We start from the raw sequence: 25,959 nt of genomic DNA on the forward strand, positions 1-25,959 counted from the left end.
ATTGTTTATTTAAGGTTACATTCAGGTCTTGTGTATGAGGCCTTGATATGTCTAATGTGTGCCAAAAATTTCTGAGTGTTGTGTGCCTGCTTGGGGCGGCTGTGTTGCTGGGTGCACCGGGTCGCCTGGTGTGGGCGCAGGTGGGGCCGTCAACGGCTGTTGTGGCAGCCCAAACAGATAAGCGGTCGGAGCAGGCTTGGACCGGGCCGCGCTTGCTCAGTCCACAGGCGCGCCAGCCGATTCAAATTGCACGGGTCAGCGTTCAAACCGAGATCGTGGGGCAAGCGGCACGCAGCCAGATCGAGGTGGTGTTCAAAAACCCCAATGCCCAGGTGCTGGAAGGCGAGTTGGTGTTTCCGCTGGCCGAAGGGCAGTCCATCACGGGGTTCGCTCTGGACATTCAAGGCGAGATGCGGCCCGCTGTGCCCATTGAGAAGGCCAAAGGGCAACAAATCTTTGAGGACGTGATTCGTCGTCGTGTGGACCCCGCTTTGCTCGAAAAAACGCAGGGCAACAACTACAAATTGCGTATTTATCCTTTACCTGCGCACGGGGAGCGGCGGGTGACCCTCGAATTGATCGAGACCTTGCCTTTGCGCCAGGGACAGGCGCTTTACAGGCTACCTTTGCAATGGCCTCAAACCTTGGGGCAAGTGGATGTCCGTGTGAGGATGCCCGGGGTGCGTATGGGTGCTGTGCAACCGGGCCGTGGCATGAACGGGGCAGTGATTCGCAGCGCGGGTGTGAGCGCTGACGCGGAGTTGGTGTGGGCACAAAAGAATTGGATGGCGCGCCAAGCGATGGAGCTGGGCATTCGGTTGGGTGAGACCCCCTACATGGCCAGTCAGACCTTTGATGGGCAGACGTTTTTTTATGCTGAGGTGCCTTTGCCCAGTGCCTTCACGCATTCGCCTGCACAGTTGCCGCGTCCGCAGCGTTTGGGTTTGATTTGGGATGCCTCAGGCTCCGCAACCCGGCGTGATTTGCCGCGTGAAATGGCGTTGTTGGACGGTTTGTTGGGCGCTTGGAGCCACAACGCTGAGTTGACGGTGGATGTGGTGTTGGCCCGTGAGCGTGCGCAGCCTGCTCAGCGCTTTGTGGTCAAGCAAGGGGATTGGCGTGCACTGCGCGAGATGCTGGAGCGGGTGGCCTACGATGGTGCGACGGCCACAAGCGCTTTGGTGGCGGTACCTGGTTGTGACCTGAATCTGTTGTTCAGCGATGGTTTGACCAACTTTGGGCCTGCCGTCAAAACCTTGAGTCCACAAGTGCCCATGCATGTCGTGCAGTCCAGCGCAGGGGCGGATGGCGCTTGGTTACGTCAGCAGGCGCAGGACAGTGGCGGTCAATGGCTGGACTTGACCCGAACCACACCGGTACAAGCAGTCAAAATGTTGATGCAGAGCCGGGGGCGCATCAAGGCTTGGCGTGGCGCGGGATTGAGCGATGTGGTGTTCAGCTCTCGTCAGCCCGATGAGGGGCGAGTGCAAGTTGCCGGTGTGCTCAGTGAAGCCTCCACACACTTGACTTTGGAACTGGAGTCCGCAGCAGGCCAACCCATCACCATGCAAGTACCGCTCAGCGCCCAAGAGCGTGGGGCATTGGCGGCAAGCCGGTGGGCGGCAATGTCGATGGCGGCGCTGGAGGCCGAGAGAGGCGAACGCAAAGGCGACATCGTGCGCTTGGGTAAACGGTTTGGCTTGGCCAGCAGCCAAACATCGCTCATTGTGCTCGACAGCGTGAACGATTATGTTCAGCACGAGATTGCACCACCGGGCTCGATGCGAGAGAGTTATGAAAGGCTTTTGGCGCAGAAATGGCAGCAAAAACAGCAGTCTGGTCAGCAGTATTTGGAGGGAGTGGTTCGACGCTTTCAAAACCGCATTCAATGGTATGAACGCGATCACTGGGCTCTGGCACAGGCTCGCCGTGAAGCTGAGGAAAAAGCACGCGGCATGCGCGATGCGCAAACCGTTGTACCGCAAAGCGGCGCTGTACCCGTGGACAGGCCGCTTTCTGCGCCATTGTCCGCTGCGCTGCGACACATGCCAGCACCAGCACCAGCGCCTGTATCAGCGCCTGCATCAGCGCCTGCATCAGCGCCTGCATCAGCGCCTGCATCAGCGCCTGCATCAGCGCCTGCACCGTTGGCGGCATCGGCCCCATTAGCGGACGTCGCATCAGCGTCTGCACTCGGCAAGTCCGCACCCAGTGCGAACGCAGGCACGAGCACGCTCAGCCTCAGCACTTGGAATGCCTCGGAGGACTTCAGTCGTCAGATGCAGGCGGCCAGCGCAGAGCAGGCCTACGCTTTGTATTTGCAAGAGCGGCCCTCGCGCAGCAACAGTGCGGCTTTTTTCTTGGAAAGTGCCGAAGTGTTTTTTGCCAAAGGGGCCGACGAATTGGGTGTTCGGGTACTTTCTAATTTGGCAGAAATTTCTGCAGAGCACCGCGCTTTGTTGCGTGTGCTGGCCTACCGTTTGCAGCAGGCCAAGCGCACCGATCTGGCTTTGCCACTGCTGGCGCGGGTGTGCGAGTTGGCACCCAATGAGCCGCAATCGTGGCGCGATTGGGGGCTGGCGTTGGCCCAGTTGGGGCAGACGCAAGCGGCTGTGGATGCCTTGTGGCGGGTGGTGTCGCAGCCTTGGGACGGAAGGTTCAGGGATGTGGATCAAACCACCTTGGCCGAACTCAATGCGTTGATTGCCACTGCGCCCAAAGATGCCCTCCTCGATCTGAGCAAGATCGACTCAAGGCTACTCAAACACTTGCCTCTGGGGCTGCGCATTGTGTTGCGTTGGGATGCCGATAACACCGACATTGACTTGCATGTGGTGGAGCCGTCGGGTGAAGAGGCGATGTATTCCCGGCCACTCACACAACAAGGGGGCAAGGTTTCCGCCGATGTGACGGGAGGCTATGGGCCTGAAGAATACGCGCTGCGCAAGCCGCAGCCGGGGATTTACAAAGTGAAGGCACAATTTTTCGGACACCGACAACAAACCGTCTCGAATGCCACCACGGTGCAGGCCGAAGTCACGACAGACTTTGGAACCCCTGCACAGCAAATTCAAATCTTGACATTGCGCTTGTCGGGACCCGCGAGCATGGCTGAGGTTGGCACTGTGACGGTGAAGCCATGAGGTTTTAAGGCAGGGAAAAAGGGGCTGTTCGTCCATTGCGAAAGTGATGGTTTGATGCACAAAGCTGCATCGCCCCTTCCAGCGATCAGCTGAACACGCCGCCGTAGTCCTTGCGCAGGTCGTTCTTTTGCACCTTGCCGGTGCCGCCCACAGGCAGCGATTCGAGGAACACCACATCGTCGGGCACCCACCACTTGGCCACTTGCGTGGTCAGGAAGTCGAGGATTTCCTGCTTGTCGACGGATTGGCCCGGCTTGCGCACGATGAACAACAGCGGGCGTTCGTCCCACTTGGGGTGTTTGACGCCAATCACGGCAGCCATGGCTACAGCGGGGTGGCCGATGGCGGCGTTTTCCAGGTCGATTGAGCTGATCCACTCGCCACCGGTTTTGATCACGTCCTTGGTGCGGTCGCGGATTTGCATGGTGCCTTGGGCATCGATGGTGGCAATGTCGCCGGTGGGGAACCAGCCGTCCACCAGAGCGGTGTGTTCAGCCTTGTAGTAGCGCTCCACGATCCACTGGCCGCGCACCATCAACTCGCCTTGGGATGTGCCATCACGGGGCAAGGTGTTGCCGTGGTCATCGACCACTTTGATCTCGATGCCCGACACGGTTTTGCCTTGCTTGGCCACGATGGCGTGTTGCTCGGCGGCGGGGCGCTGGCGGTCGGCACGGGTCAAGTTGCTCATGGTGGCCACGGCGGTGGTCTCGGTCATGCCCCAACCGTGGCGCACTTCCACACCGTAGTTGTCCATGAACTTGGCAATCAGCGCCATGGGCATGGCCGAGCCGCCCACGCAGGTGCGCTTCATGTGGGCAAAGCGCAAGTTGTTTTGTTCGACGTGTTGAATCAAGCCCATCCAGATGGTGGGCACGCCCGCGCTGATGGTGACTTGCTCGGTCTCCATCAATTCAAACAGGCTCGGGCCGTCGAGCTTGGGGCCAGGCAAGACCAGCTTGGTGCCCGCCACCAGTGCGGCATAGGGGATGCACCAGGCATTGATGTGGAACATGGGCACCACGGGCAAGATGGTCTCTTGCGTGGACAGGCCCAGCACATCGGGCATGCAGGCAGTGGTCGCGTTCATCACGATGGCGCGCTGTGTGTAAAGCACGCCCTTGGGGTTGCCTGTGGTGCCCGAGGTGTAGCAAAGGGCTGCGCCGGTTTGCTCATCCAGCTCGGGCCAGTTGAAGCTGTCGCTGTGGCCGGTGATCAGGCCTTCGTAGTTCAGTACGTTGGCGACGCCTTCGATGGCGGGCGTGTTGGCCTCGTCGGCCAGGCACACCCAGGCGCGCACCTTGGGGCAATGCGCGGCAATGCCTTTGACCAGCGGCGCAAAGGTGGCGTCAAACAGCACCACCTCGTCTTCGGCGTGGTTGATCACATAGATCAGCTGCTGGGGGTGCAGGCGCGGGTTGCAGGTGTGCATGACCATGCCACTGCCCGAGACGGCGTAATACGCTTCGAGGTGGCGGTGGTTGTTCCAGGCGATCGAGCCAACCGCGCTGCCCGCTTTCAGGCCCATCTGCGTCAAGGCGTTGGCCAGCTGGCGCGAGCGCCGGGCCACCTCGGCATAGGTGCTGCGGTGCAAGGGGCCGTGCGTCTCGCGCGAGACGATTTCCTGCTCGCCAAACTGGGCAGCGCCGTGTTCAAGAATGCCCGAAATGAGCATGGGGCAGTTCATCATGAGGCCGGGTTGGGGCATGTTTTTGTCTCCAGATTTTTCAGATGGTTTTCACAACAGCACGGCGCATGGGGCAGGCTGTTGCGGCTTGATGTTAATGGCTTTCGCACCTGGCTTAGGCGTTCAGGTGCAAGAACATCACGGGCTTAAGTGTTTTGAAGCGGCGCGGTCTTTTTACCCATGGCGTTGGCAATGTGTTCGGCAGCGATGTAGCTGAACGCCATGATCGACACGCTGGGGTCGACCGATGGACCTGTCGGGAAAACGGAAGGGTCTGCGACGAACAGGTTGTCGATGCCATGCACCCTGTGGCTGGAATCGGTCACCGAAGTTTTCGGGTCTGTGCCCATTCGACAGCCCCCAAACGGATGCGGCGCGACCAGGGTCAAGCTGCCGGGCTTGATCTCGATGGCGTCGATGCGGTCAATCTCATCCACAGAGTTCAGGGTGGTTCGCTTCAGATCACCCAGCATGACTTTGCGCGCGCCGGCCTTGAAGTTCACAATGGCTGCTTTCTTCATCAAGTCGCGCAACATCTTCTGGGTTGTGGGTCCGTAGGGGTAATGAATCTGACGAACGCCATTGCCGTCCACCTTCATTTCGCCCAATTCATCGGGATGATCATCGAGCCATCCAATGGCACCGCCGACATGGGTCATTTTCTCCATCCACTCGGCCGCCCCGTCGTTGAATCCGGGAATGGTATAGGCCATCAAACCGGGTTGGATCTGATCCGGAACCAGCAAGTACCCGCCTTCGATGTATTGCCCCTTCGCGTCAAAACGGGGCAGACGAAAACCGTCTACGCCGTAAGCGGCAGGAATATTGCGCCACATGATGATGGGCTCATCGAAAAGGCCGTGCGCATAGGTGCAGGGGTTGAAGCCGAAATGCTTGCCCAGCGCTGGCAAAGCATCGCGCAGACGGGGTTGGTTCAGCAAGAATGCGGGCGTGTTGAAGCCGCCAGCTGCGACCACAAAGTGTTTGGCCTTGACGGTGATTGTCTTGCCATTGGGTCGGTTGCGTGCCCGGTCGATGACGCTGGCCTTCAGTTGTGTCACGCGATGGCCCTCAAAGACAAAATCGTCGGCCTTCAAATCGGCATAGATTCGTGTCCCCAAAGCCAGTGACGCGGGAATGTGTGTGACCAGCTGGCTTTGCTTGGCATCAATAGCGCAACCTTGCATGCAATGCCCAGAGCCCGAGCAACCACTTCGGGCTTGTAGCATGGGATGTCCACCCCAACCCAACGCTTCAACGGCTTCCTTGAACAACTGGTTCATTTTGTTGTAGCGAAACGGCTCGGCTTCCTGGATGTGGTGGATTTTTTCGATATCGGCAAAAATGGGTGCCAATTTTTCGGCGCTGTGTCCAGTGATGCCGTACTGGGACTCCCACAAGGCGAGCCGATCAGCAGGGGTGCGGTAGCTGTCAGCCCAGTAGTGAACGGATGTGCCGCCCACGAGTTCGCCATAGGTCAGCATCGTAGAGGCGTTGGTATCGGTCGACAAAGCGCGTTCGGCATCGACTTTGGCGGCCTGGTTCAACTCGCGGTTGTCAAATGTGCTGGCCGGGTAATACCCACCTTTTTCAAGAATCACGACATCGATACCCGCTTGCGCCAGGCGATGGGCCACGGTGGCCCCTCCGCATCCAGAGCCAATGATGCAAACATCGGCCGTGATTTCAGACAGTTGACCGTAATCGGTGTGCTCAAAAATTTTGTTGGTCATGATGCTTTTTCGTTGGATTGGGTGGATGCTGAATTCACCAATTTGGCATAGTGAATCCGTTGTTCGCTGTGCTTTTCGGGAAGATTCATGAACGGGCCGTCATACCCAATGACTTTCCAGGTGGACGGGTGGCCGTAGTAGTACCAACGCATCATGGCTGACAGGTTGGCAATGACTGCGCGCAGCGTGTCGTCCTGGGTGTCGGATGCTGCCGTGAGCACTTGTTTACGCTCTGCCACCGTCAACCTTGAAAAGCGTGACAGGTGGCCATAGGCCAGAGGAAACATCTCTAGGAGGTAGAAGGCTGCTTTGAGGTCGCTGCTGATGTTGTCGCTCACAAAAAACAATTCCTCATCGAGCCGTTTGACCACTTCGGCTTGCTCGATGTCTGGAAAACCTGGTCGGTTTGGCACGCAAGCTTCGGCAAGTGTGTGGGCAATGTCTGCCAGATGACCATCCACCACCAGCAACTGGCCGTAGCGTTGTCGGTAGCGGTTGGTCTGCGTGATGTAAGCGCCGGCACCAGCCACCAGGGTGGCGGCGCCAGCAACGCCCAACAGCGAAAATTTTAAGAAGCGCCGCTTTGTAAAAAGGGGTGAATGTTTCATGGCGTGAAGAGTGGTTTAAAGGTGGAGCAATCTGCAAGACCGGTCACAGCTTGGGATCGGCCGAGCCCAAAAACAGACGAAGCGCCAAGCGCTGAACAACATTGCCGTAAGGGGGATAAAACAGACCGATGGGGAAAAATCGATGCCGTTTAAAAACCGTTTTGGCGTGTGAGAGTTCACAAAAACCCTCTTCGCCGTGGTAGGTCCCCATGCCGGAATTGCCGACACCGCCAAAAGGGGCGTCATGGTTGACCACATGCCATCCCCAGTCGTTGATGGTGACGCCGCCGGAATGGGTTTGCTCCAGCAATTCACGACGTTCAGTCTGGTTGTGACTGAAGCAATACAAGGCCAAGGGGCGTGGCCTGGCATTGATATAGGCGATCACTTCTGGGGTCGTGTCATAGGACACCACAGGCAAAACAGGGCCGAAGATTTCTTCTTGCATGATGCGCATGTCGGGCGTGCAATCGGTCACCACATGCAGGGGCATGTTGCGGCCGTCCTGGGCCGCGTCATACGCAGTGCATGCGACAACGGTTGCACCCTTGCTCACGGCATCGGCCAGCAGTTCCTGGATGCGGGCGACATGTCGATCGTTGATGATCCAGGTGTAGTCGTGGTTGTCCCGGACGGAGCCTTTGAACAGTTGGGCATAGCTGGCCTGCACGGCTTCGACAAATGCCACCATGCTCTCTCGCGGCACCAGGGCGTAATCGGGCGAGACACAGATCTGCCCGGCATTGGTGGCTTTGCCATGGGTGATGCGTTTGGCGGCATCGGCGATGGGGTAGTGGCGGCTCACCACGGCAGGCGATTTGCCACCCAGCTCCAGGGTCACGGGCGTGAGGTTGTCGGCCGCCTGGCGCATCACGATTTTCCCGACTGCGGGTGAGCCTGTGAAGATCAGGTGGTTAAAGGGCAAGGCGGTGAAATCGCCGGGTGTGCTCAACTCTTCCCCAATCAAAAAGACCTCGTCTTCCGAGAAGATGTCGGCGAGCATTTTTTTCAGGGCCGCGTTGGTGTGGGGTGTGATTTCCGGCATTTTGACCATCACCCTGTTGCCCGCAGCGATGGCTGCAATCAAGGGCCCCAGAGCGAGGTAAACAGGGAAATTCCACGGCACGATGACGCCAACCACCCCTTTGGGTTGGTAGCGCACTTCCAGTTTGTTGGTGAGGAAAAGCAACTCTGTGCCGCGGCGACTGGGTTGCATCCAGCGCTTGACATGCGAGATGGCGTGATTGGCCTCCAACGTGGAGCCCAGCAAATCCAGCATCTTGGATTCGGCATGCGAGCGGCAACCAAAATCCTGATGCATCGCGTGTGCGAGCACATCCTGGTAGCGGCTGATTTGTTTTTTGATCGCCTTGAGTTGTTGACGTCGTTGGGATGCGCTGGGATACGGGGCTTTGTCAAAGGCCGATTTTTGTGCCTGAAAAACAGCTTGGATGCGCTCAATGGAAAGGGTTTGTGAATCTGATGCGGGTGTGGCTTCGGTCATGGGCGTTGTTCGGTGTGTTGGAAGAGGGGGCTGGGTTGTTCAATCGTTGCGCAAAATGCCTGCAGTCGAGACAAAGACGTCGCCAGAGGCGTGGCTGACTAAGCCGGTCAGGCTGGCGTTGTCAGCCCGGGTATGGCGCTTGAAGGCGGGATCGGCCCCTGTGCGCTGCAGCAGCACGCCACCTGTGCCGGTGATCAGCACGCTTGCGTCCTGGCGCTCATTGATGGCGGTCAGGGATTGCTGTGTGCCGCTGTCAGTGGCAGTCCAGCTCAAGCCCTGGTCCTGGCTGCGGTAGACATGGCCGCGCATGCCCGCTGCCAGCAAACTGCCATCGCGCAAGGCCTTGCCGGTCCAAAAAGAGCCTTTGTTCGCGGTTTGAATGGCTTGCCAGGTTTTGCCTGAATCTTCGGATCGGAAGATGGTGCCCGACTCTGCAGCGATGAACAGCAAGCCTTTGCGTCCGGAAAACAGATGGATCAAATGTTTTTCGGCCACATGCGTTTGTGTGGAGAGGGTTCGTCTTTCCCAAGTTTTGCCGCCATCGTGGGTTTCGAGTGCAAGACCGAATTGCCCCACAGCAAAGCCGTGTTGTGCGTCTGCAAACCAGATGGACAGCAAAACCTCGTCTTTGCCGCGTTCTTGTCGCAAGACTTCCCAATGCTCGCCGCCGTCGCGTGTGCCCAGGACGGTGCCGTCGTGTCCGGCGATCCAGCCCTGTTGGGCATCGTAGAAATGCACCGACGTCAAGGGTGATCGGGTAGGCACTTTTTGAGCTTGCCTGAATGTTTTGCCATCTTCCGACAAAACCACCAGCCCATGATCGCCGACGGCCACGATGCGTTGGCCAGCCTGGGTGGCGGCGAAAAACACCCCGCGCATCGGATCCACCTTTGAGGGGGCGTGGGTCCATCGGCGTTGTGCATCTTCTTTGGTGGGTGTGTTCTGGCCAGGTGCGCTGTGAGCGGATGCGGCGATGGCCAGCCACAGGCCCAGTATTGCGAATGGAAGCTTCATGGGAGGGCTTTCAATGGGCCAGGGCCGTTGCTTTGATCGGCTTCGTGCGTGGGAAAAGGGCATCGAGTGCGACGGCAAAAGCGGGCAGTACGGTGATGGCCATGATCATGTTGATCATGAACATGAAGGTCAGCAAGATGCCCATGTCTGCCTGGAACTTGAGGTCAGAGAACGACCATGTGGCCACGCCCACGGACAAGGTGATGGCGGTGAAAATGGTGGCAACGCCCACTTCGCGCAGCGCCCCCTGAATCGCAGACTTCATGTGGGCACCAGCCACCAAATGGGCCAGCAAGCGGTTGTAGATGTAGAAGGCGTAGTCAACGCCAATGCCCGTTGCCAACACCATCACGGGCAGGGTGGCCACGGTCAGGCCAATGTCAAGTGACTTCATGAACCAGTAACCCAGGAATGTGGCCAAGGTCAGCGGCAGGCAGCAGGCCAGCATGGCACGCCAGTCCCTGTAGGTCAGGAGCACCAGCGCCACGATGGCGGCATAGACGTACATCATCATGGCGATTTCACGCTGCTCGACCTCTTCATTGATGGCCGCAATCAAGCCCACATTGCCCGAGGCCAGTCGAAGCTTGACGCCTTGAGCTTGGCCATCGAAATCCGTGCGAAAACGTTTGACCGCTTCCATCACCGGTTGGATGGTGGTGGCTTTGTGGTCGCTCAGGTAGATGTTGGCCGCCATCATGGTGCATGCCCGGTTGAACAAGCCCCCGGCTTCCGGCAAGTAACCCACTGCGATTTGCAAGGCCTGGCTGTCTCTGGGCAGGGCGGTCATTTTGGGGTGCCCCTCGTTCAGACCGGCATTGGCGAACTTCGCCAGGCTCGAGATGGATGAGACCGTCAGTACGCCGGGCACTTGCGAGATGTGCTGCGTGAATTGGTCGATGTAGTTCACGACCTCGTATTGGTTGCAGGAATCGGCTGGTGTTTCAAAAACCACCGTCAACACTTCCATGCCCAGGTCAAAGCGTTGAACAATCGCATCGATGTCCTGGTTGTATGGGGAGTCGCTGCGCAATTCCGGGGCACCAGCTTGTAAGGCACCGATGTGTCTGCCCTGACTCTGCCAAACGGCCACGCCAAAGAGCACAGCGGTCAAAGCCATCACATAGCGCACGTTGCGCAGTTCGGCCATCCAGCCGAGTTTTTCAATGAGACGGCTGCGCTGATTTTGCAAGGCTTCCTGTTGCTGCGCGTAGGTGCTTGGGAACTGGATGTACGAGGCCACCAAAGGCAGCATGATGAGGTTGGTCACGATCTTGTAGCCGACCCCAATCGACGCGGCAATCGACAACTCCCGGATCATCGGGATGGGGATGATGATCAAGGTGATGAAGCCCACAAAGGCGGTCACGAGCGCCAAGCTGCCGGGGATGAAAAGGCCGGTAAAACTGGCTTTGGCAGCGGCCATCGCAGGGGCACCGGACGCCAAGGATTTGGCAATGGCATTGATTTGCTGAATGCCGTGGGACACACCGATGGCAAAGACCAGGAAGGGCACCAAAATGGCCAGGGGGTCGAGCCCGAAGCCCAGCAGACTCAGGGTGCCAAACTGCCAGACCACGGAGACCATTGAGCAGCCCAGGGCCAGCAGGGTCAGTGAAACGGATCGGCAGTACCAATAAACAGACAGGGCTGTCAGCACAATGGCCAATGCAAAAAAGACTAGGACCCCTTTGGCACCGTCGGCGATGTCCCCAATTTGTTTGGCAAAGCCAACGATGTGGATGGCATGTTCAGGCGTTTGCAGTGGCACGCGAACTTCTTGTTCGATCTGATGCGCCAGTTTCAGATAGTCGAGCTTTTGCTTCGTTTGTGGATCTTCTTCCAGCAGGTCCGCCACAATCATGGCGGCTGTTCCGTCGTTGGCGACCAGGTTGCCCACATATCCCCCACGGACAACCCTTTCTTTGATCCGGTCAATTTGTGCCGCGTCCAGTCGGTCGGGTGTCACATTGCCGTCAATGACGTCTTCGGCTTCAAAACCCTCTTCGGTCAATTCATAGACCCGGGTGTTGGGTGTCCAGAGTGATTGGACCGAGCGTTTATCGATGCCGGGCAAATTCACCAAGGCCTGGGTGGCCTCGTGCAGTTTTTTCAGTGATGCGGCATCCCAGATGTCCTTTTGGGTTGACCGCACCACGACCATGATGCGGTTGGAACCAAACAGCTGATCGCGGTATTGAAAGAAGGTGTCGGTGTATTCGTGACCCAAGGGCAGCTGCTTGTCAAAACCGGCTGTCATGTGCAGCTGTGAAGCCAGCACGCCCATCAACACCGTGAAAACGGCCAGAGCGGCCAAGATGGCCTTTCTGAAGTGGAAGAAGAAATCTTCCAGTCTTTGCATCAAGCTTGTTTGTGTTGTCACGTTCGCATTCCACCGAGCCGAAGGCCGGTTCACATTTCAAGGAAGGGGGAATAAATTTTTCCGACCCTTAGGCCGGAAAAATCGGGTACATCCAGCTCAGAATGAATAGGACATCGTGAGGCTCATGACATCGCGGTCGCTCATCAGGTTTTTCGTGCCGCCGCCAAAAAACGTTGTGTAGCCAATGGCGGCTTTGACCTTGTTTTGATAATCAAAATTGAGCATCAGTGCAACGGCGCGTCGACCTTCGACGAATGGGATGGCATTGGGACTGGTGCCACGCACATCATGGAAAAAGTCTGCGACCGGGCTCATGGTCCAGCCTGTGTTCATGAAGTTGGGGTAAGTCAAGCCGATTTCAGCCACATAGCCCCAGGAACCTTTGGTCGGCATGGAGTAATCGGTGATGTAGTAGGGTACAGCCCCAGAAAGGTCCAGGTGCGGGTATTTGGTGTAAGCCGCCTCGGCCATCACGTAACCTTCTGCGGCACCCAATGCACGGATCAGTCCAGTGGGAAGGAAGCGAAATGCGGTGGCTTGAAGCTGGTATTTTTTCTCGCTCACGTATCCATTGGAAACGGCCGCCGTGGTGAATCCATTGGATTTTTCGTACAGGCTGTGTTTGCCACTGAAAGGCACTGTCGGGTCAATCGCCACACTGTCTTTGGGGCGGTAGGAGAACTCTGCGCCAAAGGCCCAGTCACCCATTTTGGTGTTCATGGAAACACCGAACAAATCGAGATTTTCACCGTATTGTTCAAGTCCTGAAAGTCCGATGGCATTGGGTGTCCCCAGTCCGTTTGATTTGTAACCTATGAACGGTAACTTGTCGTGATACCGCATGTAATAGCCGGCAAACTCAGTGTCACTTGCGACGGGTTTGTAGCGCAGGTTGATGCCGTACTGTCCACCCTTTTTGGGCTTTTGCGTTTCAATCGGCACATGTCCTGCTGCAACACTGGCCATGTCGCGTCCCCGTGTGGGGTCAAAATCTCCCCCCCCTAATCCTGAGCTGGTCGGGAAGTAGCCACCACGTTTGCCGCCCGCTCCGACAAAGTCAGCGGTTGACCAGAAGGTGCCAGCGGGGTCGAGCTTCATGCCGTTCCAAGCAAACTGGTAGTAGGCTTCTGTAGAGAAGCCTTTGCCAAGACTGGTGCTCAGAGAGGCCATTGGGGCCGGTATGAAAATTTCTTTGAGTTGTGTGCCGGGGATATGGTATTTGCGCAAGTCCAAGGCGTTGATCGAGTTGATGCCGCCCATGATAAAAATGTCCTCGCCCCAACTGATGACCTGATTGCCCAGTTTGAGCTTGGCGGAGTTGCCTGCCAGGTCGAGTTCTTTGGCTACCCAAAGGTCCAGCAAGGTGATGTCCTTTTTGAGGACGTCCGCGGCTTCGTCGTCCAAAGGGGTGCGGATGGTTTTCCGGGCTGACAAGTCGCTTGACCACGTGAACCGCCCCAGCATGGACCAGTTGCCCTCTTGACGCAAAGACAACTCATGTGTGCCTTTGACCACCGACGACACCACGGATCCTTTCTTGTAGTTCAGGTTGCCATCATCGGAGTTGGTGAAATTGATGTCGGGATTGGCCGTCGCCTCGTCGCCATTGACCAGCCCGCCCAGTGCACCGGCTGTGGGTGAGTTGCCCCCACTGTCGTTGCCGATCATCCGGGTGTTGGGCGACTTCAGTCTTTTTTGCATGCCAAAGCTGAGGGTGGAATCAAAGCTGCCCGTGATGCCGTTGTCCATTTCAAATTTGCCAGCATGGGCCATGGGGCTCATGCTGGCTGTCATCACGGCGCACACCCATGCTAATTTTTTAGGCGTGAATTTGTTTTTGCTGTGCATTGCTTGTCTCCTGATCTTGGTGTGGTTTTTCTCAGCGATCGCCAAAACGGCGCAGCTCTTCAGATTCAAATCGTTTGGCGTCAATGCGACCCTCGGCACCTGCCAACCAGTCCGTGTCTTTTGACGCTTGAGTGGCGTTTTCAGCGATGTAACGGTTGACGTTCAGATCCCAGGACACGAATTCCTGGCTGACACAGGCACCCAGTTCAACAGCGGGGTAGATCGATGCTTCCATGACGCGCCACAATTTGCCTTGTGCGTCGTACTGGTCGGCATTGAGCAGCATCCAGGTGTCTTCGTCCAAGTAAAACTCACGTTTCGCGAAGACATGCCGCTTGCCGGCTTTGACGGTGGCCTCCACCTTCCAGACCCGGTGTAGCTCATAGCGCATCAAGTCGCGCTTGGGGTATTGCCCTTCGTAGATGTCCTTGATGGGGCGCTTGGCCACAAATTTGAAGTTGTTGTAGGGCACAAACATTTCCTTTTTGCCCACCAATTTCCAGTCATATCGGTCCAGTTGACCGGAGAACATGGGGTATTGGTCAACGGTCTCGAGGTTTTCGTAACCGGGAATCGGGTTGTCGTAAGCCAAGTTCGGCAAACGGCGCACCCGTCTTTGGCCGGGGAAATACATCCACGCATCATTGGGCTTTGACAGGAAGAAGTGACCCAAGATGACCTCGCCCGATCGGGCGGCCGGACTGGTGGCCACGTTGAGCAGTTTTTGCATGACCCCCTGAACATCATCGGGCGACTTGACCTTGCTCGATGCAAAAGGCATCGTCACCCATTGGTCCTGAGCGAGGCTGTAAAAGCTCCCATCGGGATTGATGAAGTTGGTTTGGTAGTGTTCAATGCGGCCCTCACCTTGCCAGCGCAAACGGTGATTCCAAACCGCTTCAGCCCCGTTGTTAGGGATGGGGAAGGGGAAGCCTCCGCCAACCGCCTGGACCAGGTTGTCCTGACCATCGGCCGTGAGCTTGGCCTGCGTTGCGTTGGCTCTGGTTTGGCCATTGACCGATTCTGGATAGCCGCAGCTGCGTCGGGTGGGATAAACATCCATGCGGTAACCCTTGCGGGTTTTGAGCAACTCGATCTGCCCCGCAGAAAGCTTGTCCTTGTATTTGTCAACGTTGCTCGCATCAATGCTGTAGAGCGGCTTGTCGGCGGCGAATGGGTCGTTGCGGGCATCGCCTGCTTTGTGTTTACCCTTGGGCAATCCACCGTTCCATTCGGGAATGGAGCCATCTTTATTGCCCGCCTTTTCTGCACCTACGGGGGTGAGCTCTTTGCCCAACTTGGCGGCCTCTTGTTCGCCCACGGCGGCCACTAAGGCCCCCGTGGTGATGCTCAGTCCGATGGTTAGGGCGATCGTGCTCCATTTTTTGAAGTTCTGGGGTGTCATCTTTGATCTCCTTTTGTTGTTGATATCCGGCTTTTGGGCCCTCAGTGGCAGGCTTTTCCTCTAGTTCGTCCTCCATCGCAGACCCTTCGCTGCAGACGCCTGCGGTGGGGCACTATTGGGTTTTCTGCATGCAGTGTGCGTGTTAAACCACAAAATGCGACAAACTGTCATGTTTATCTTAGTTGTTTGGCTTGAACGTGACAAGTTGTCACGTCTAATCGTTTTCCCTTATTTTGTTTGGGGATATAGAAGCCTAGGAAGTTAGACTTTGGGTTTGAATCAGACTTTTTTTTCATGCCCGCACGACACCTGCTGAACGCCACCAGAACGCGAATAAGTGCTTGGATTTCATGAAAAAAATGAGGATTTCAGCGTCAGTTGAATACCCGCTACACCAGGTCCCCGTACGATCCACGGCGCACAAAGACACGTTCGATTCAAAAGGGTGAGTGGTTTATGGTGAACAGCAAAAGAGTTGCCGAGAAGGTGGTTTCGGATTTGCCCTCCAAGGAGGTCGGCTCTTCGCTGCCAAAAGGTGACAGTTCGTCAAGGCGCAAGCCGTCACAGGACCGTTCCAAGGAGCGGATGGAGAAAATCCTGGCCGCTACTGAGGCCTGCATTTTGGAAGTAGGCGCGGCAAACCTGAAAATTTCCGACATCGCGGCGGCCTCTGGCATGGCCAACGCCAGCGTCTATCAATATTTCAGCAACCGCGAAGAAATCATCCAGGCCCTTTTGGAAAGGTATCTGGATTATTTCCATGAACAAAACACACAACTACTTACCCCTGTAGACAGTGTGGAGGCATTTCTTGTGTACCTGGAGGACGTTGTGTATGGCTACCACGACTACGTCAAATCCAATGCAACATACAGAGCCATTTGGATGGATTCGCAAGGCTGGGCCGAGCTCAGGGCCATCGACCGAAAAGACAACATGCGCCTTGCCCATGTCTGGGTGGAAAAAGTCAGAGAGTTGGTGCCGGATGTCAAAGCGGATAAGGCGCTGAATGTGTTTTTGACCTGCATTGAAACAGGCGCACACATGACACGGGTGTCTGTTGAGATTGGCGGACGGGTCGAGCGAATCATGATGGAAGAAATGATCGCCATGGTCCAAGGGCATCTCAGGACATTCTTTAGCCATCATTGATTTTCAGAAACATGGGTGATGCCCATGAAGCCTCAACACACGAAATACGCTGAGGCGCCAAAGGCACGGCTCATTTATGCGGGCCTAGTGGACGGCAGCAGGACTGCCATCAATAACCCATGCTGAGAGCCAATTCGTCGAGCAAGCTGCGCTGGAACGCAACCTGACGGGCATTCACCTGCATGGCCAGACCCAGCTCCAGATAAGGGTCCTCTACCGCCGTGCGCACGCCGCACAGGGTCTCGACCGTTGCGTGAGCGCAAAAGGGCACCGCTGACTCGGCATAACCGCCCTCATGCACCACCACCACTCGTCCGTCACACAATTCATCGGCCAAAGCCATAGTGCGATGCGTCAATTCGCGGAAAGACTCGCTGTGCAGCAACATGCGGGCCAAGGGGTCGACCATATTGGCATCAAATCCACTGGCCACCACGATCAACTCCGGGGCAAAGCGTCGCAGCGCTGGCTCCACGATGCGCTCCATGGCGTACATGTACGCGTCATGACCGCCGCCGGGCACCAGGGGCACATTGATGTTGAAGCCCAAGCCTTTGCCTGCACCCCGGTCCTCGCTGCCGCTGTAACCGGGTGGGAAACAAGCTTCTTGGTGCAAAGAAATGGTCAGCACATCGTCGCGTTCATAAAAAATGGATTGGGTGCCATTGCCATGGTGTACATCCCAATCGAGCACAGCCACCCGCTTCAAACCATATTTGGCCCGGGCAGCCTCGATCGCAATCGGGATGTTGGCCAGCAGGCAAAACCCCATCGGCTGATCAGCCAGGCAGTGGTGGCCCGGCGGGCGCGACAAGGCGTAGGCATTGCGATAACGCCCCGCCATCACGGTGTCGACGGCGGCCATGGCCAAACCGGCCGATTGCTTGGCGATTTCATAGCTGCCTTGGCCAAAAGGCGCGTAGGGCCCCAGCTCGCCACCGCCTGCGTCAGACATGGCTTTGAATTTCTCCAGATACGATGAGGGGTGAACCCGCAAGAGGTCCGCCTCTGTCGCCATGGGGGCCGAGCGGATGTCCAGGTGCTCGGCCAAGCCAGAGACCTGAATGAGTGAGACCACGCGCCGTTTGGATTCGGGCGATTCGGCCAGGCCCATGCTGGCTGGCGGCTGCACCCAGCCACCCACATGGGCAATCAGGGCAAAGCCACCAGGGGTGCAGTGCCAAAGACATTTTTCATCATGAAAGAAAGCGCTTGTTGCGGACATTGAGGGTCTCCTGTTGTGTGAAATTGAACACAGACGCACTTTAGGAAGAGCCGCTTGCCACGCCCATCGTTCAGTTGAACGGGGTGCTATGGCATCCACGAGGCGTGTGCAAGTGCTACGCCGGGAAAGTCCTGTCTTGCCGAACTGAAAGCGTCGTGGCATCGTCCATTTGAACCAAGTCACACCATGTCCCGCATGCTTCCAACATACGCCAGCCCGAACGATCAAGCGCAGGACCACCCACAAGGCAGCGGCCCACTCCAGGAGTTGGGTCAACTGCTGCATGGGCTGTACCGAAGCGCGCAGCATTCTCGGGTAGAGGCGTTCGAGCAGACCGTTTTGAATCAACTGAGCAGTTGCATTCCCTTTGACGCGGCCTGGATAGGGCGTTCTACCCTGACACCCGCGGGACCAGTGATGCACCACAGCACGTTGCACGCACTCGACAACACCTATCTGAATGCATGGGATCGCATTCGCGACCATGATCCCTTGGTGTCTTCGGTCACAGCAGTGTTGGGCTCGGTGGCGGCGCTGTCCATTGCCGACCCGGGTCTGTCCGATCAATTTCGTGCTTTTCTGGCCTGTTATGGCATTGCCCAAGTGCTGTGCTGCGCCACCTGTGACCCGGTTTTGCAGACCTATTTGCATGTCTCGCTTTATCGCCATGCGCTTAAACCCGCTTTCAGCGAAACACAGCGCACGCTGCTGCAAGCGGCCTTACCGAACCTGGCTGCGGCACTGAGCCTGAACCACATGGCCGAAATCGAGCGTGTCGGCGCGGGCGATAACCAGCGTCAAGTGGGTGTAGCGCTGGTGGGGTCTGATGGGGTGATCGTTTCAGCCGATCCGTTTTTTGCTGAGTTGATGCTGCTGGAATGGCCCGAGTGGCCGGGCGGGGTCGTCCCTGTCAAGTTGGGTCGGGCGAATGGTCAGTCGCCAAAACCACGTCACCAAGGACAAAGGGTCAGCATCACCAGTGAATCGCATGGCTCGTTTTGGGTGCTGCGGGTACGACCTGCCACTGCCAGCAGCACACTGACGCCCCGCGAACGCACGGTGGCAATGGCCTTTGCGCGTGGGAGCAGCTACAAAGAAGTGGCGCGGGATTTGGGCCTGGCTCCCGCGACGGTCCGGCACCATCTTCGCCAGGTCTATGCCAAGCTGCACATCCAGGACAAAGGCGCCATCGCATGGATGCTCAGCCAAGACCACAACGGCCTGTCCAGTCTGGGCAGCGCAGAACACTGAGCGAAAGGCGGGTTGATACCGGTCATGTTCACAGCAGCGCTGCGTACACCAGGTCGCGGAACAAGGGCCGATAGTAATCCCTTTGGTTGGGGGCCTGGATCATCAGCATCGCATACATGTCGAGCGCCGGGTCCACAAAGAAGGTGGTGCCCGCAATGCCGCCCCAGTAATACAAACCCACCGAGCCGGGCACAGGCGACAGGCCTAAGTGGGTGCGCACCGCAAACCCGAGGCCAAAGCCGTGGCCCGGGGGCAGCAGCGTGCCATCGGCCGGGATGCTTCCTAAGTGGTCGGCGGTCATGAAGTCCACCGTGTGCGGTCCCAGCAGGCGCACGCCGTTCAGCTCACCCCGGTTGCGCAGGCATTGCAAAAAGCGGGTGTAGTCCATCGCCGTGGACATGAGTCCACCGCCGCCGCCCTCCATGCCAGGCACTTGGCGGGGCTCCAAAACCTTCATCGGCACGCCGCCATCGGGGTCGTGCGCAAAGGGCTCGGCAATGCGGTGATGTTGTTCGGGCGGCACGGCAAAACCGGTGTCCACCATGCCCAGCGGGCCAAAGATTTCGGCTTGCAGGAATGCACTCAAGCCTTGTCCGCTGACCACCTCGACCAGCCTGCCCAGCACATCGGTGGCACGGCTGTAGGCCCACACCGTGCCGGGCTGGAACTGCAGCGGCATGGCCGCCAGCGTTTGCGAGAACTCTTCGTTGGTCCGTTCGCGTGAGGCGATCTTGGCTTGCGCGTATTGCCGCTGCACGGGCGATGTGCCCAGAAATTCATAGGTCAACCCGGCCGTGTGGCGCAGCAGGTCTTGCACGGTGGCGGGGTTGCGCACTGGCTCCAGTCCGTTGGCCGTGGCCACTTGCGGGTTCGCAAACTCGGGCAACCAACGGCTGACCGGGTCACTCAAGAGCAATTGGCCGCGCTCGACCAGCATCATCACCGCCACCGAGACGACCGGCTTGGTCATCGAATAGATGCGGAAAATGCTGTCGGTTTGCATGGGCGTGCCCGTGGCCGGGTCTTGCTGGCCCACAGCTTCAAACAAAGCGATTTGGCCGCGTCGGGCGATCATGGCCACTGCGCCCGGCAGCCTGCCGCTGTCCACTTCGCGGCGCAGCACGTCCATCAGCCGCTGCATGCGCTCGGGACACAGGCCCACGTCAGCAGGGTGGGCGTGGGGCAAAGCGGGGTGATGGGACATGGGGCGCTCCTGAAGAAGGGTGTTTTGTACACCAGCCCATGGCGATGAGGTATCACCTAAAGCAACTGAGGCGTCCACAATTGACGCATGCACGTTTAAGCGTGTGTCCACCGACTTTGACCTTGCCCGCCTTGATTGATTTCACATGAACCTGAGTGACTTTGCCGACCTGGACGCGCTGAAAGCCCGGCTCGATGAACTGCGTCCATTGCCGCCTGCGGCGCTTCGCAATTTGCACGAAAAATTGGTGTTGCGTTGGACCTACCACTCCAACGCCATTGAAGGCAACACCCTGACCTTGATGGAAACGAAGGTGGTGCTCGAAGGCATCACGGTGGGTGGCAAGTTGCTGCGCGAGCATTTCGAGGCGATCAACCACCGAGATGCCATTTCGTATGTGGAAGACGTGGTGCGTCGGGCCGAGCCTTTGAGCGAGTGGCAAATTCGCAATCTGCATCGCTTGGTCCTCAAGCTTATTTCGAGGCGCTGGACAAAGCCCATGTGACGGGCGATGTGCGTGACTTCATGGTGCTGGTGATCGACAGCGTGCGCTAGGGCTTTGCACCCTATTGGCATGTGTTGAGTTTGGAGGGGGGATTCGCTTGGCTGTTTGAAGTTATTGACCTCGCGGTGGCCTATTGATCCGGCACGCTGAATTTTGAAATGAGTGAGACATGTCATCTTGTAGGTCGGTACTCGAAGAGTCCGACGTTTTTCCGCTTCGGCACAGGCCCTATGTCGGGGCTAAAGCCGCCGACCTACCAATGCATCCCCGTAGGTCGGCACTCGAAGAGTCCGACGTTTGGCCGCTTTGGCACAGACCCATGTCGGGGTCTTTGACCGCCGACCTGCAACATCTTTGAGCATTGAAAACTTCACTGGGCCGAATCCATTGATCCAGCACGCTGAAGTTTGAAATGTGTGAGGCATGTCATCTTGTAGGTCGGCACTCGAAGAGTCCGACGTTTGGACGCTTCGGCACAGACCCATGTCGGGGTCTTTGACCGCCGACCTGCCAATGCAGCCCCGTAGGTCGGCACTCGAAGAGTCCGACATTTTTCCGCTTCGGCACAGGCCCTATGTCGGGGCTAAAGCCGCCGACCTACCAATGCATCCCCGTAGGTCGGCACTCGAAGAGTCCGACATTTTTCCGCTTCGGCACAGACCCATGTCGGGGTCTTTGACCGCCGACCTACCAATGCAGCCCCGTAGGTTGGCACTCGAAGAGTCCGACATTTTGCCCCTTCGGCACAGGCCCTATGTCGGGGCTAAAGCCGCCGACCTACCAATGCATCCCCGCAGGTCGGTACTCGAGGAGTCCGACGTTTGGCCGCTTCGGCACAGACCCATGTCGGGGTCTTTGACCGCCGACCTGCAACATCTTTGAGCATTGAAAACTTCACTGGGCCGAATCAATAGGCTGTTGTTGCAGGCCACTCCAAACTGCCGTGGTTTCAGATTTCAGGTGTTGTCGCTCATGTGTCATCTTTGAAAACCTTCGTGCTGTGCGAGCGTTGCTAGACTGAATTCATGCGCATTTCAGAACTCTCAGCCAGAACCCAGGTGTCGGTGCATCGCTTGCGGCGCTACGAGGCGGCAGGCCTGATCGCGAGCCAGCGCTTGCCCAACGGCTACCGCGATTACGACGACAAAACCGTCAAGCACGTCATCTTCATCGCCATGTCGCGGGAGATGGGGTTCTCGCTGACTTTCATCGCCGAGTATTTGCCGCGCTTCAAAACGGGCAAGTTGTCGGCGCAAGACATGATCGATGCGATCTTGGTGCGCGTAGCCGAGATTGACCAACTCATGACCGAGCAACAAGCACTTCGCAAAAAACTGATGGACCACATCGGGTGGTTCAAAACCCAAGCCAGGAGAAAACCATGAGCCCACTTGAGATGCTGAAAAAAATCAACGCCATGGCCGAATTCAATCGGTGGTGTGGCATCGAAGTGACGGTGGCTGAACCCGGCTTTGTGGAAATCCAGATGCCCTGGCGTGCAGAGGTGGGGCAGTATTCAGGCTTCTTGCATGCGGGCTTGATCGGCACCCTGATCGACACCGCGTGCGGTTTCGCAGCGGGCACCGTGGCGGGGCCGAATTTGTTGGCCGCCAACTTTTCGGTCAACTGCTTGCGCCCCGCCGTGGGTCAAAAGTTCATTGCCCGGGCACGGGTGGTCAAGCCGGGAAAAGCTCAGGTGTTCACCAGCTGCGATTTGTTTGCTGTGGACGCCGAGGGCGAAAAACTGGTGGCCAATGGTCAGACCTTGCTCACTGTGATCGCCGCGTGACCTACGCAACGTGGCGAATGTACTTCAGTGATCTTTTCAGTTGGTGGTTAAAAAGTTACAATACTTGTCCAATATGTTGAACAAGTTAAAGCCATGCGAATCATCAGTTATTCCGAAGCGCGTAACGGGCTGAAGTCAGTCCTGGATGGCGTGGAAGACGACGCCGACATCACCATCATCACCCGCCGAGATGGCGGTGATGCTGTGGTCATGTCCATGGCGCACTACCAGAGCATGGCCGAAACCTTGTACCTGCTCTCCAGCCCCGCCAATGCCGCGCACTTGGCGGCATCGATTGCCGAACACAAAGCCGGCAAAGCCAAGCGCCGTGAACTGATCACCCCATGAGCCGGGGAATTGCGTTCACCTCGCATGCCTGGGCCGATTATTTGCATTGGCAGGGCCAGGACAAAAAAACGCTCAAGCGCATCAACTTGCTGATCGACGCTGCTCGGCGTGACCCGTTTGACGGCATTGGCAAGCCCGAGCCGCTGCTGGGCAACTTGTCTGGCTACTGGTCACGGCGCATCGACGACGTGCATCGCCTAGTCTACGCCGTGGACGATGCGGAATTGACGGTGATCGCCTGTCGGGGGCATTACCAATAAGCGGTTCAACCGCCCTGCGTGGGTGCAATGGCGGCTCTTTGATGCAGTCGCAGTCGGATCGCTTGCGCAGGCCGCAAGGTCACGGCGAGATCGCCCTCGGGCCAGGCTGCGCCCTCAGGCCACGCCAAACTGAAACGCTGCATCAGCATGGCCCCGATCAGGCCCATTTCGAGCATGGCAAAGTGCTGCGCAATGCAGACTCGGGGGCCGGTGCCAAAGGGCATCCACGCACCGCGCGGGATGTCGGGTGCGCCGGGCAAAAAGCGCTCTGGCTTGAATGCGTCGGGTGATTCGAACCAGCGTGGATCGCGTTGAATCACGTAAGGGGTGAAAGCGATCAACTGACCTTTGGGCAATGTCCATGGCCCGACCTTCACATCTTTGATGGCGCGTCGGGTCATCAAGACCGCTGCGGGTGGGTAAAGGCGCATGGCTTCTTTGAGGCTGGCTTGCAGCCACGGCAGTTGCTGCAAAGTCGCGGGCGTTGGGGTTTCGCCTTGGAGCACCGCGTCGATTTCGGCGTGGATGCGCTGGGCCACGTCGGGGTGGCTTGCCACCAGTCCGCTCCACCAGGTCATGGCGGTGGCCGTGGTTTCATGACCGGCCTGAAACATCACCATGGTCTGGTCGTGCAGCTCTTGCGCACTCAGACCTTGGTCTGGGTGCTCGGGGTCGCGGGCTTGTCTCAGCATGGTCAACAGGTCTTCGCTTTCTTGCTGTTGCGCTGCTGACTGGGCCTGAATGTGCTGCTGTATCACGCGGTCCAGCGTTTGTTTGGCATGGCGCACTTGACGCACAGAAGGCAGGGGCATCCAATGCGGCCATGAAAACGGCTTGAACATCTCCTCGATGCCCGAATGGCTCAAGGTTTGGATGGCCTCGGCGATGGGGCGGGCATCGGTGACCTGGTGCGCGCCGAACAGCGCCCGCAAAATCACATCGAGCGTCATGGTGGTCATGAGCGCATCCATGTCCACGCTTTGCTCTGCCGGGCGTTGGGCCAGGTTGGCCAGCGCATCTTGCGCTGCGGACGTCATCAACGCGGCGTAACCTGTCACCCGCTTGGGGGTGAAGCCCGGCTGCAGCATGCGGCGCTGGCGCTGCCATGAGGCGCCTTCGGTCACCAGCACGCTTTGCCCCATGGCGACACTGAAGATTTCGGTCGCGCGTTCCCAACGGATCAGCGCATCGGCTTGGTCGACCAACACTTCGCGCACCCAGTCAGGATGAAAGACGTGGACGATGTGCTCGTTCAAGACTTGCACATGCGCGATGTCTGGGTGCTGGCTTTGCAAGCGCCCGACAAACCCCAAATAGTCGGCTCGCATGGTGCGCAGGTGGTTCAAACCCCACAAGCGGCCAGCCGGGCCTGAGGGGATGGTTTGCATGGGGTGTGTGGGTGATGAGTATGTGGTGTCCATGGCCTGATCTTGCGGGGTCACTGGCTGGCCGTCTTGAATCGAATCGACACCTTGGGGGTAATGGTTTGTGTTGAATGATGGCTTACCTATACTTTGCTCATGTCCAGCGATACCCTTGCCCCCAACTTTGCACCCGTCCAAACTTGGCTGCCGCCATGGGGCCTGAGTGCTTGTGTGCGTGCGGCGATAGCCCGCAGCGCGGTGGGTTTGCATGCGTCACAGCGCTGGGGGCACTACCCTGCCGGCCCGATCTGCTCGATCGCTTGCTTGTTCGAGGGCTCGGCCGAAGCGTTGGATGCTGGCGCGACTTTTGACCCGCAGGCCACTCGCCAAAGTCTGCCTGCGATGACGGTGACAGGCCCACACAGTTCGCCCCGCAGCGTTTTGTACGGGCCCCAAGCGGATGGCGTGATGGTCCTTTTCTATCCGGATGCCTGGTGGGCGCTCACGGGGGTGTCGCCACAGGATTTGACCAACCAAATCGTCGATGCGCACAGTGTCTTGCCTGCGGCCTTGCTCGCGGCGTGCGAGCGCATGCGCAAGGGTGGCCATGCCAATACCCGTGTGAAGACTTTTTTTGAAGATTTGCTGCCTCTGTGGGATGAAAGGGACGTGGACCGATTCACGCCAACAGGGCCGCAGCGCAACTGGGCGCAAGCGTTCGCCCCGTGGATGGAGTCTTTGGCCTTGCGTGCCGCCGCCACCGGCTGGGGGCGCAGCTTGCGTCAGTCCGAGCGCCGTATCAAACAGTGGACGGGCTGGTCCTTGCGCAAGTTGCAAGGCTCCGTCAGGGGTGAGGCTGCATTTTTTGCGGTGATGGAGGCCATGCTCGAAGACCGTGTGGACTGGGCGCAGATCGCTTTGGACAACGGGTTTTCAGACCAAAGCCATTTCATCCGCGAGACCCGCCGCATCACCGGCTTCAGCCCCGAAGCATTGCGTCATGGCTTCAACACCGATGAGGCGTTTTGGGTCTATCGGGCATGGGCGCAGTTGGCGGGGTATGAGGTGCCAGCGCCTGCGGCGCTGGTTGATTATTGATCCGGCACCCTGAAGTTTGAAATGTGTGAGGCATGTCATCTTGTAGGTCGGTACTCGAAGAGTCCGACGTTTGGCCGCTTCGGCACAGACCCATGTCGGGGTCTTTGACCGCCGACCTGCCAATGCAGCCCCGTAGGTCGGCACTCGAAGAGTCCGACATTTTTCCGCTTCGGCACAGGCCCTATGTCGGGGCTAAAGCCGCCGACCTACCAATGCATCCCCGCAGGTCGGCACTCGAAGAGTCCGACGTTTGGCCGCTTCGGCACAGACCCATGTCGGGGTCTTTGACCGCCGACCTGCCAATGCAGCCCCGTAGGTCGGCACTCGAAGAGTCCGACATTTTTCCGCTTCGGCACAGGCCCTATGTCGGGGCTAAAGCCGCCGACCTACCAATGCATCCCCGCAGGTCGGCACTCGAAGAGTCCGACGTTTGGCCGC

20 protein-coding genes are annotated in these 25,959 nt (G+C 57.9%); 9 read left to right on the plus strand and 11 right to left on the minus strand.

The window, feature by feature from the left end; all coding sequences use genetic code 11:
- Positions 1-47: 47 nt before the first annotated feature.
- On the plus strand, positions 48-3,143 hold the full coding sequence (locus H663_RS34050; RefSeq protein WP_053171063.1) for a VIT domain-containing protein: 3,096 nt from the start codon (positions 48-50) through the stop codon (positions 3,141-3,143).
- Positions 3,144-3,228: 85 nt separating this feature from the next.
- Here H663_RS34050 and H663_RS34055 read toward each other — a convergent pair whose 3' ends face one another.
- The 8 genes from H663_RS34055 to H663_RS34090 all read right to left on the minus strand — a co-directional run bounded on the left by H663_RS34055 (position 3,229) and on the right by H663_RS34090 (position 15,325).
- Positions 3,229-4,851 carry a long-chain-fatty-acid--CoA ligase gene (locus H663_RS34055; RefSeq protein WP_053171060.1) on the minus strand — a complete coding sequence of 541 codons (1,623 nt, stop codon included), beginning with the start codon at positions 4,849-4,851 and terminating at the stop codon, positions 3,229-3,231.
- 125 nt (positions 4,852-4,976) lie between these two features.
- The gene (locus H663_RS34060; protein ID WP_053171057.1) at positions 4,977-6,563 is read right to left on the minus strand and encodes an FAD-dependent oxidoreductase; all 1,587 of its coding nucleotides are present in this window, start codon (positions 6,561-6,563) and stop codon (positions 4,977-4,979) included.
- The gene (locus H663_RS34065) at positions 6,560-7,171 is read right to left on the minus strand and encodes a hypothetical protein (protein WP_053171054.1); all 612 of its coding nucleotides are present in this window, start codon (positions 7,169-7,171) and stop codon (positions 6,560-6,562) included. Before H663_RS34065 ends, H663_RS34060 begins: the two co-directional genes overlap by 4 nt.
- A gap of 43 nt (positions 7,172-7,214) precedes the next feature.
- Complete coding sequence (locus H663_RS34070; RefSeq protein WP_053171051.1) at positions 7,215-8,675, minus strand: coniferyl aldehyde dehydrogenase; 1,461 nt, start codon at positions 8,673-8,675, stop codon at positions 7,215-7,217.
- 39 nt (positions 8,676-8,714) lie between these two features.
- Complete coding sequence (locus H663_RS34075; RefSeq protein ID WP_053171048.1) at positions 8,715-9,689, minus strand: WD40/YVTN/BNR-like repeat-containing protein; 975 nt, start codon at positions 9,687-9,689, stop codon at positions 8,715-8,717.
- Positions 9,690-9,699: 10 nt separating this feature from the next.
- Positions 9,700-12,072, minus strand: coding sequence for an efflux RND transporter permease subunit (locus H663_RS34080; protein WP_338067173.1), 2,373 nt, complete (start codon positions 12,070-12,072; stop codon positions 9,700-9,702).
- A 96-nt stretch (positions 12,073-12,168) separates the two neighbouring features.
- Positions 12,169-13,920 (minus strand): DUF1302 domain-containing protein, encoded by a 1,752-nt coding sequence (locus H663_RS34085; protein WP_053171657.1) that lies wholly within the window; start codon positions 13,918-13,920, stop codon positions 12,169-12,171.
- Positions 13,921-13,951: 31 nt separating this feature from the next.
- Entirely contained in the window at positions 13,952-15,325 is a 1,374-nt protein-coding gene (locus H663_RS34090) for a DUF1329 domain-containing protein (protein ID WP_053171042.1), read from the minus strand.
- Positions 15,326-15,781: 456 nt separating this feature from the next.
- Here H663_RS34090 and H663_RS34095 point away from each other — a divergent pair, with 456 nt between their 5' ends.
- Positions 15,782-16,477, plus strand: a complete 696-nt coding sequence (locus H663_RS34095; RefSeq protein ID WP_053171039.1) for a TetR/AcrR family transcriptional regulator — start codon at positions 15,782-15,784, stop codon at positions 16,475-16,477.
- 109 nt (positions 16,478-16,586) lie between these two features.
- Here H663_RS34095 and H663_RS34100 read toward each other — a convergent pair whose 3' ends face one another.
- Positions 16,587-17,702 carry a class II histone deacetylase gene (locus H663_RS34100; protein WP_053171036.1) on the minus strand — a complete coding sequence of 372 codons (1,116 nt, stop codon included), beginning with the start codon at positions 17,700-17,702 and terminating at the stop codon, positions 16,587-16,589.
- Positions 17,703-17,888: 186 nt separating this feature from the next.
- Here H663_RS34100 and H663_RS34105 point away from each other — a divergent pair, with 186 nt between their 5' ends.
- Complete coding sequence (locus tag H663_RS34105; RefSeq protein ID WP_053171033.1) at positions 17,889-18,953, plus strand: response regulator transcription factor; 1,065 nt, start codon at positions 17,889-17,891, stop codon at positions 18,951-18,953.
- 28 nt (positions 18,954-18,981) lie between these two features.
- On the opposite strand, the gene H663_RS34110 is transcribed toward H663_RS34105, so the two are convergent.
- Positions 18,982-20,157, minus strand: coding sequence for a serine hydrolase domain-containing protein (locus H663_RS34110; protein ID WP_053171030.1), 1,176 nt, complete (start codon positions 20,155-20,157; stop codon positions 18,982-18,984).
- 145 nt (positions 20,158-20,302) lie between these two features.
- Here H663_RS34110 and H663_RS34115 point away from each other — a divergent pair, with 145 nt between their 5' ends.
- From H663_RS34115 to H663_RS34140, 5 genes are all read left to right on the plus strand, one after another.
- Positions 20,303-20,662: a Fic family protein gene (locus H663_RS34115; RefSeq protein WP_276309836.1), complete on the plus strand. Its 360-nt coding sequence runs from the start codon at positions 20,303-20,305 to the stop codon at positions 20,660-20,662.
- 1,025 nt (positions 20,663-21,687) lie between these two features.
- Positions 21,688-22,047 carry a MerR family transcriptional regulator gene (locus tag H663_RS34125; protein ID WP_053171025.1) on the plus strand — a complete coding sequence of 120 codons (360 nt, stop codon included), beginning with the start codon at positions 21,688-21,690 and terminating at the stop codon, positions 22,045-22,047.
- A complete protein-coding gene (locus H663_RS34130) occupies positions 22,044-22,451 on the plus strand; it encodes a PaaI family thioesterase (RefSeq protein ID WP_053171022.1) in 408 nt (135 codons plus the stop codon). The genes H663_RS34125 and H663_RS34130 overlap by 4 nt, the downstream gene beginning before the upstream one ends.
- Before the next feature lie 93 nt (positions 22,452-22,544).
- Complete coding sequence (locus H663_RS34135; RefSeq protein ID WP_053171018.1) at positions 22,545-22,799, plus strand: type II toxin-antitoxin system Phd/YefM family antitoxin; 255 nt, start codon at positions 22,545-22,547, stop codon at positions 22,797-22,799.
- The gene (locus H663_RS34140; protein WP_053171016.1) at positions 22,796-23,059 is read left to right on the plus strand and encodes a Txe/YoeB family addiction module toxin; all 264 of its coding nucleotides are present in this window, start codon (positions 22,796-22,798) and stop codon (positions 23,057-23,059) included. The genes H663_RS34135 and H663_RS34140 overlap by 4 nt, the downstream gene beginning before the upstream one ends.
- A gap of 5 nt (positions 23,060-23,064) precedes the next feature.
- On the opposite strand, the gene H663_RS34145 is transcribed toward H663_RS34140, so the two are convergent.
- The gene (locus H663_RS34145; RefSeq protein WP_165803923.1) at positions 23,065-24,480 is read right to left on the minus strand and encodes a cytochrome P450; all 1,416 of its coding nucleotides are present in this window, start codon (positions 24,478-24,480) and stop codon (positions 23,065-23,067) included.
- Between the two features lie 99 nt (positions 24,481-24,579).
- On the opposite strand from H663_RS34145, the gene H663_RS34150 reads away from it, so the two are divergent.
- Complete coding sequence (locus tag H663_RS34150) at positions 24,580-25,521, plus strand: helix-turn-helix domain-containing protein (protein ID WP_053171013.1); 942 nt, start codon at positions 24,580-24,582, stop codon at positions 25,519-25,521.
- The last annotated feature ends 438 nt before the right edge of the window (positions 25,522-25,959 follow it).

Origin of the sequence: Limnohabitans planktonicus II-D5, assembly GCF_001270065.2 — a bacterium.
GTDB lineage: Bacteria > Pseudomonadota > Gammaproteobacteria > Burkholderiales > Burkholderiaceae_C > Limnohabitans_A > Limnohabitans_A planktonicus.